General features: G+C 62.9%; 8 protein-coding genes. 6 read left to right on the top strand and 2 right to left on the bottom strand.

Going from position 1 to position 6,209, the window contains the following annotated elements; genetic code table 11:
- Positions 1–197 (top strand): hypothetical protein (locus EN994_RS35650; protein ID WP_206530403.1); only part of this gene is annotated, 197 nt, incomplete at its 5' end.
- Positions 198–285: 88 nt separating this feature from the next.
- Here the strand turns inward: EN994_RS35650 and hemJ are convergent.
- Together hemJ and hemE are read right to left on the bottom strand one after the other, a co-directional pair.
- Entirely contained in the window at positions 286–822 is a 537-nt protein-coding gene (gene hemJ, locus EN994_RS13985) for a protoporphyrinogen oxidase HemJ (protein WP_024504091.1), read from the bottom strand.
- Positions 822–1,853: a uroporphyrinogen decarboxylase gene (gene hemE, locus EN994_RS13980; RefSeq protein WP_024504092.1), complete on the bottom strand. Its 1,032-nt coding sequence runs from the start codon at positions 1,851–1,853 to the stop codon at positions 822–824. Before hemE ends, hemJ begins: the two co-directional genes overlap by 1 nt.
- A gap of 405 nt (positions 1,854–2,258) precedes the next feature.
- Here hemE and EN994_RS13975 point away from each other — a divergent pair, with 405 nt between their 5' ends.
- The 5 genes from EN994_RS13975 to dnaQ form a co-directional block, all read left to right on the top strand.
- Positions 2,259–3,080, top strand: a complete 822-nt coding sequence (locus EN994_RS13975) for a pyruvate, water dikinase regulatory protein (protein WP_013528729.1) — start codon at positions 2,259–2,261, stop codon at positions 3,078–3,080.
- Between the two features lie 238 nt (positions 3,081–3,318).
- Positions 3,319–3,918 (top strand): Maf-like protein, encoded by a 600-nt coding sequence (locus tag EN994_RS13970; RefSeq protein WP_063169601.1) that lies wholly within the window; start codon positions 3,319–3,321, stop codon positions 3,916–3,918.
- A complete protein-coding gene (locus EN994_RS13965) occupies positions 3,911–4,753 on the top strand; it encodes a shikimate dehydrogenase (RefSeq protein ID WP_063169602.1) in 843 nt (280 codons plus the stop codon). Before EN994_RS13970 ends, EN994_RS13965 begins: the two co-directional genes overlap by 8 nt.
- Positions 4,750–5,349, top strand: a complete 600-nt coding sequence (gene coaE / locus EN994_RS13960; RefSeq protein ID WP_063169603.1) for a dephospho-CoA kinase — start codon at positions 4,750–4,752, stop codon at positions 5,347–5,349. Before EN994_RS13965 ends, coaE begins: the two co-directional genes overlap by 4 nt.
- A 210-nt stretch (positions 5,350–5,559) precedes the next feature.
- Positions 5,560–6,209: DNA polymerase III subunit epsilon (dnaQ, locus tag EN994_RS13955; protein WP_127307596.1), on the top strand; the 650-nt coding region annotated here is incomplete at its 3' end.

The raw sequence follows: 6,209 nt of genomic DNA, 5'->3' as shown, positions 1-6,209 counted from the left end.
GCGATCAGCTCTGGCGGTTTCTTGTTCTTGAACTCGGCGAGTTTCATTTCTTGCATAGACGGACCTTGAATAGATGGAGTCTGGGTAGGCTTTGGGAAAATATCGGCGGGATGCGACAAATGCCGGGCGCGGCCGAAAACAACGAGGGGCGGCGCATGACGGGAAGGAAGACCCGTCTTTTATCGTCGGTCGGGTGAAAGAGCAAGCTGCGTTTTGCATGGCCTATGAAGGCCTAAACGCATCAATGCCTGTCGCAGTCTCCTGGCCGTTTTTGAGCGACATGCATCAGAACGGCTTGACCACCACCAGGATGACGATTGCGATCATCAGCAATGTGGGGATCTCGTTGACCATCCGCCAGTGCCTGGCCGGTTTTTCATTACGGTCCTCGGCGAATTTGCGCACCGCGCCGGCCAGATAGCCATGAACGGCGGACAGCAAAAGCACCGCTCCGATCTTGGCGTGCAGCCAGCCGCCCTGGAAACCGAAACCCTTCCAGGCGAGCCACAGGCCGAACACCCAGGTGACGATCATCGCCGGGTTGATGATGCCGCGCAGCAGGCGCCGCTCCATCACCTTGAAGGTTTCCGACTGCACCGAGCCCTTCTCGGCATCGGTGTGGTAGACCAGCAGCCGCGGCAGATAGAGCATGCCCGCCATCCACGAGATGACGGCGAGGATATGGATCGCCTTGGCCCAGGGGTAAAAACTGTCGGGTGCCGCGAAATACAAAAGCGCGGTGAAAACGATCAGCACGGCGATACCTGATATCATGCGCATCATCGCCTGGCCGGTGCTGTTCGTGTTGTTCATCTGAGCCATCAGCGTGTCGCGCTCCGCACCTGTTTCACCATCGCCTCGACATGGGCGATCGGCGTCTCCGGCGTGATGCCGTGACCGAGGTTGAAGATCAGCGGCCCGTCTCCCAGCGCTCTCAGGATCGCCTCGACGCCATCCGACAGCGCCTTGCCGCCAGCGACGAGCCGCAAGGGATCGAGATTGCCCTGAACCGCACCCGAGCGCTGCAATTCCTTCGCCGCGATCAGGGGCACCGTCCAGTCGATCCCCAGCGCCGTCACGCCGGTCTTCTGTCGATAGGTCCGGTAGCGCGAACCGGCGCCCTTGGGAAAACCGATGATCGGGACATCGGGATAAACCGCCCGCACCCGGCCAACGATCTCGGCCATCGGCTGAACGCAGAACAAATCGAAAGTTTCATCGTCCAGCACGCCGGACCAGGAATCGAAAATCTGCACCACATCCGCGCCCGCCTCGATCTGGCGGATGAGATAGGCGGCCGAATGTTCGGCAAGCACCTTCAGCAATCGTTGAAAGGCCACCGGCTCGCGATAGGCAAAAAGCCGCGCCGGCGCCTGGTCGGGCGTGCCATGGCCGGCAATCATGTAGGTCGCCACCGTCCACGGCGCGCCGCAGAAGCCGATCAGGGTTGTCTCGTCGGGCAATTTGGCCCGCAACCGGCGAACCGTCTCGTAGACCGGTTCGAGATTCACGTGAAACACCTTGCCTTCCAGAGCCAGAATCTGCGGCGCGGTGATCGGCGTCAGCAGCGGCCCTCTGCCCTCTTCGAAACGGACGTCACGGCCAAGCGCATGCGGAACGACAAGGATATCGGAAAACAGGATCGAAGCATCGAAGCCGAAGCGCTCGATCGGTTGCAAGGTCACTTCGACGGCAAGGTCTGGATCATAGCAGAGATCGAGGAACGAGCCTGCTCGCCTGCGTGTCTCCCGATACTCCGGCAGATAACGCCCTGCCTGACGCATCATCCAGAGCGGAGGCGGAAAATGAGCCTTGCCCTTCAGGACATCCAGCATGATCCGGTTCTGGGGCATCGAGCGCTCGCTTCTTCCGGCCTCTTCTATAATCAAAGATTCTTATATCTAAGATTCTTCTGATTCTAAGAGTCTGTTGGTTCTGGTGATTGCCACCTGTCCCGCTTTGCCCCGGAAAACACCAGCCAACATATTGTCGCGTGCTTCTTTTTCCCAGATGTAGGGTTCTGGGGATAGGTCGGAATCGATCAATCGAGTCAAAGCGTTAGGCAGAGCGGTGAAAGGCAGGTCCTGTGGACGGACTGTAGGCGAAAAAAGCCGTCCCCAAACTTGTCCCCAGTCGCCCGACGAAGCTGACAGCGCATCGAATTGTGGACAAACTGCCATCTGATACAGTCGCCTCCGACCGCCCCCTCTTTTCATCCCGCTTTATCCACAGAAGCCCACAGCCCCAGGTGACCCCCTGTGAACAAACCCCAGAGCTTCTTCCACCTGCACCTGATTTCCGACGCGACCGGCGAAACGCTGCTCGCCGCCGGCCGGGCGGCTTCGGCACAATACAAGGATGCGCGCGCCATCGAGCATATCTATCCGCTCATCCGCACCGAAAAGCAGGTGGCGAAGGTGTTCGAGGATATAGAGGAAGAGCCGGGCATCATCCTCTATACGGTCGTGGACCAGAAGCTGGCGCGCGGCATCGACGAGCGCTGCGCGGCCATGGGCCTGCCCTGTGTGTCGGTGCTGGAGCCGGTGCTGACCGTGTTCCAGTCCTATCTCGGCACCCCCGCCGGCCGCCGCGTCGGCGCCCAGCATGTTCTCGACGCCGAATATTTCCGCCGCATCGACGCGCTCAATTTCACCATGGACCATGATGACGGCCAGCTGCCGCTCAACATGGACGATGCCGATGTCGTGCTGATCGGCATTTCTCGCACGTCGAAGACGCCGACCAGCATCTATCTCGCCAACCGCGGCATCAAGACCGCCAACATCCCGATCGTGCTCGGTGTGCCGGTGCCGGAAAGCCTGGTTGCCGCCAGCAAGCCGCTCATCGTCGGGCTGATCGCCACCGCCGAGCGCATCTCGCACGTCCGGCAAAACCGCATCCTCGGCAACAGCAGCTCGTATGAGGCATCAGACTATGTCGACCGCGCGGCGATCAGCGAAGAACTCGCCTACGCCCGCAAGATCTGCACGCGCCATGGCTGGCCGATGATCGACGTCAGCCGCCGCTCGATCGAGGAAACGGCGGCGGCCATCGTTGCCCTGCGGGGGAAGAATAGATAGGGCAGGTAAGATAAGTGAGCACCAGCACCCCTCATCCGACCTCGCTTCGCGAGGCCACCTTCTCCCACAAGGGGAGAAGGAAGAACGTGGCACCGTCGTCTCCGCAAGATACCGCCAGTTGGCGATTTGCAGCGGCGTACGCGCGGGACTTCCCTTCTCCCCTTGTGGGAGAAGGTGGCCGAGCGAAGCTCGGTCGGATGAGGGGTGCGTGACGGAGCGCCAACATGGGTGAATCAGCATGATCGAAAAACTCATCCTTGCTTCCGGCAGTCCGTTCCGCAAGGCGATGCTGGTCAATGCCGGCGTCGATGTCGAGGCGGTGCCGGCCGATGTCGACGAGCGCGCGCTCGAGTCGCCTTTGCAGGATAGCGGCGTCTCGCCCGAGGACGTCGCCCTGGTGCTGGCCGAGGCTAAGGCGACCGAAGTCAGCGAGCGCAGGCCGGGCGCCCTGGTGCTGGGCTGCGACCAGACGCTGTCGCTCGGCGACGAGGTGTTCCACAAGTCGGCTGACATGGAGGGTGCCCGCCGTCATTTGCTGGCGCTGTCGGGCAAGACCCATCAGTTGAACAGCGCCGCCGTGCTGGTTCGCGACGGCAAGGTTCTGTGGCGGCATGTCGGCATCGCCTCGATGACCATGCGCAAGCTCGATCCCGCCTTTATCGGGCGCCATCTCGCCCGTGTCGGTGCCAAGGCGCTGGGAAGCGTCGGCGCCTATCAGATCGAAGGCGAAGGCATTCAATTGTTCGAGAAAATCGAGGGCGATCATTTCACCATTGTCGGCCTGCCGCTGTTGCCGCTGCTGGCCGAACTGCGAGACCTGGGGGCGATCGATGGCTGAGGCGTCGAAAAAAGCCTTCGTGTCGGGCCATCCGGTCAAGCATTCGCGCTCGCCGAAGATCCATGGTCACTGGCTGGCCAAACATGGCATCGACGGAAGCTACCAGGCCATCGATGTCGCGCCGCAAGACTTTGCCGTGTTCGTGGAAACATTGCAGGCAAACAATTACCGCGGTGGCAACATCACCATCCCGCACAAGGAAGCGGCCTTCGCATTGGCCGAACGCCGCGACCAGGCGGCGCAAGAAATCGGCGCCGTCAACACGCTGTGGTTCGAGGACGGCATCCTGTGGGGCGGCAACACTGACGGTCACGGCTTTGCCGCCAACCTCGACGATCATGCACCGGGCTGGGCAAGCAAGGGTCCGGCGGTGGTGCTCGGCGCCGGCGGCGCGTCGCGCGCCGTCATCCATGCGCTGAAGGAGCGCAGCGTTGCCGACATTCGCATCGTCAACCGCACTCTGGCCCGAGCGCAGGAATTGCGCGATCGTTTCGGCACCGGTGTCTCGGCGCATGGCATGGCGGCGACCAACGAACTGCTCGGCGATGCCGGCCTGCTGGTCAACACCACCGCGCTCGGCATGCATGGCAATGAAGGCCTGTCGGCGGATCCCGCCCGGCTGCCCGACCATGCCATCGTCACCGACATCGTCTATGTGCCACTGGAGACGCCGCTGCTTGCGGCCGCCCGAGCGCGAAATCTGAAGACGGTCGACGGTCTCGGCATGCTTCTGCATCAGGCCGTGCCTGGCTTCGAGCGCTGGTTCGGCATCAGGCCGCGGGTGACGGCCGAACTTCGGGCCCTGATCGTCGCCGATCTGGTGCCGAAGCCATGATCGTGCTCGGCCTCACCGGCTCGATCGGCATGGGCAAGTCGACCACAGCCAGGATGTTCACTGACGCCGGCGTGCCGGTCCACGATTCCGACGAGACGGTGCATCGCCTCTATGCCGGCAAGGCAGCACCCCTGGTCGAGGCCGCCTTTCCCGGCACCACATCCGCCGGCATGGTCGATCGTGCCAAACTTGGCGCGCGCGTGCTCGGCGATGCCGCGGCGCTGAAGCGGCTGGAAACCATCATCCACCCGCTGGTGCGCGCCGATGCCGATGCCTTTCTGGCCAGGCATCGTGGATCAGGCGCGCCGATCGCCGTCCTCGACATCCCCCTGCTCTTCGAAACCGGCGGCCGCAACCGCGTCGACAAGGTCGTCGTCGTCACCGCCCCGGCCGAGACCCAGCGCGAACGCGTGCTGGCGCGGCCGGGCATGACGGAGGAAAAGCTGGCGTCGATCCTGGCCAAGCAGGTGCCGGACGCGGAAAAACGCCGTCAGGCCGATTTCATCGTCGACACCGGCCAGGGGATGGACGCCGCGCGGGCGGAGGTCGCTGCAATCATCAGCCAGCTGATAGGGGTTGGCAAGCCAGGTGGTTGAGCCCACCGCTCGACCGCCAGCTGTCGATGTGAGAGCCGCTTATCTGCCTGCCGGCTTCGCTCGACACCTCTCCCCCGATCGACGGGGGAGAGGAAAGGTGCAGGGCGATGAGGGGCGGCGCAAACCTGTGCGATTGCCCTGGCCATCATAGTTTCTCATTGCCATTTTGTTCCGCTCTCACGATTCTGCTCCTTTGGAGCGACTGATTCGATGCGTGAGATCATCTTCGACACGGAAACCACCGGCCTCGATTCGCGCGACGACCGCGTGATCGAGCTGGGCGGCGTCGAACTGGTCAACCGTTTCCCGACCGGCAGGACCTTCCACCACTACATCAACCCGCAAGGCCGAGCGATCCATGTCGAGGCACAGGCGGTGCACGGCATCAGCGCGGCGGACCTCGCGGGCAAGCCGACCTTTGCCGAGATTGTGCAGGAGTGGCTGGACTTTACCGACGGCGCCAAGCTGGTCGCCCACAACGCCACTTTCGATGTCGGCTTCCTCAACGTCGAATTCGGCCGGCTGGGTCACCCTGTCATCGACAACGGCGTCGTCGTCGACACGCTGGCGCTGGCGCGCCGCAAGCACCCGATGGGTCCTAATTCGCTCGATGCGCTCTGCCGGCGCTACGGCATCGACAACACCAAGCGCACCAAGCACGGCGCCCTGCTCGATTCCGAATTGCTGGCCGAGGTCTATATCGAGCTGATCGGCGGCAAGCAGGCGGCCCTCATCCTCGACAGCGCCACCGCGCCGGCCCAGGGCGAGAATGTCCGCCAGATCGAAATCGTCGTCGCCCCGCGCCCGGCGCCACTGCCGCCGCGCGTGACAGAAGCCGAACGTGCCGCGCACGCCGGCAT

Source organism: Mesorhizobium sp. M7A.F.Ca.CA.002.09.1.1, from assembly GCF_003998555.1.
In the GTDB taxonomy this organism is placed as follows: domain Bacteria; phylum Pseudomonadota; class Alphaproteobacteria; order Rhizobiales; family Rhizobiaceae; genus Mesorhizobium; species Mesorhizobium ciceri.
Note: the sequence above shows the minus strand (reverse complement) of the source record. Positions and strands in the feature narration are given on the sequence as shown.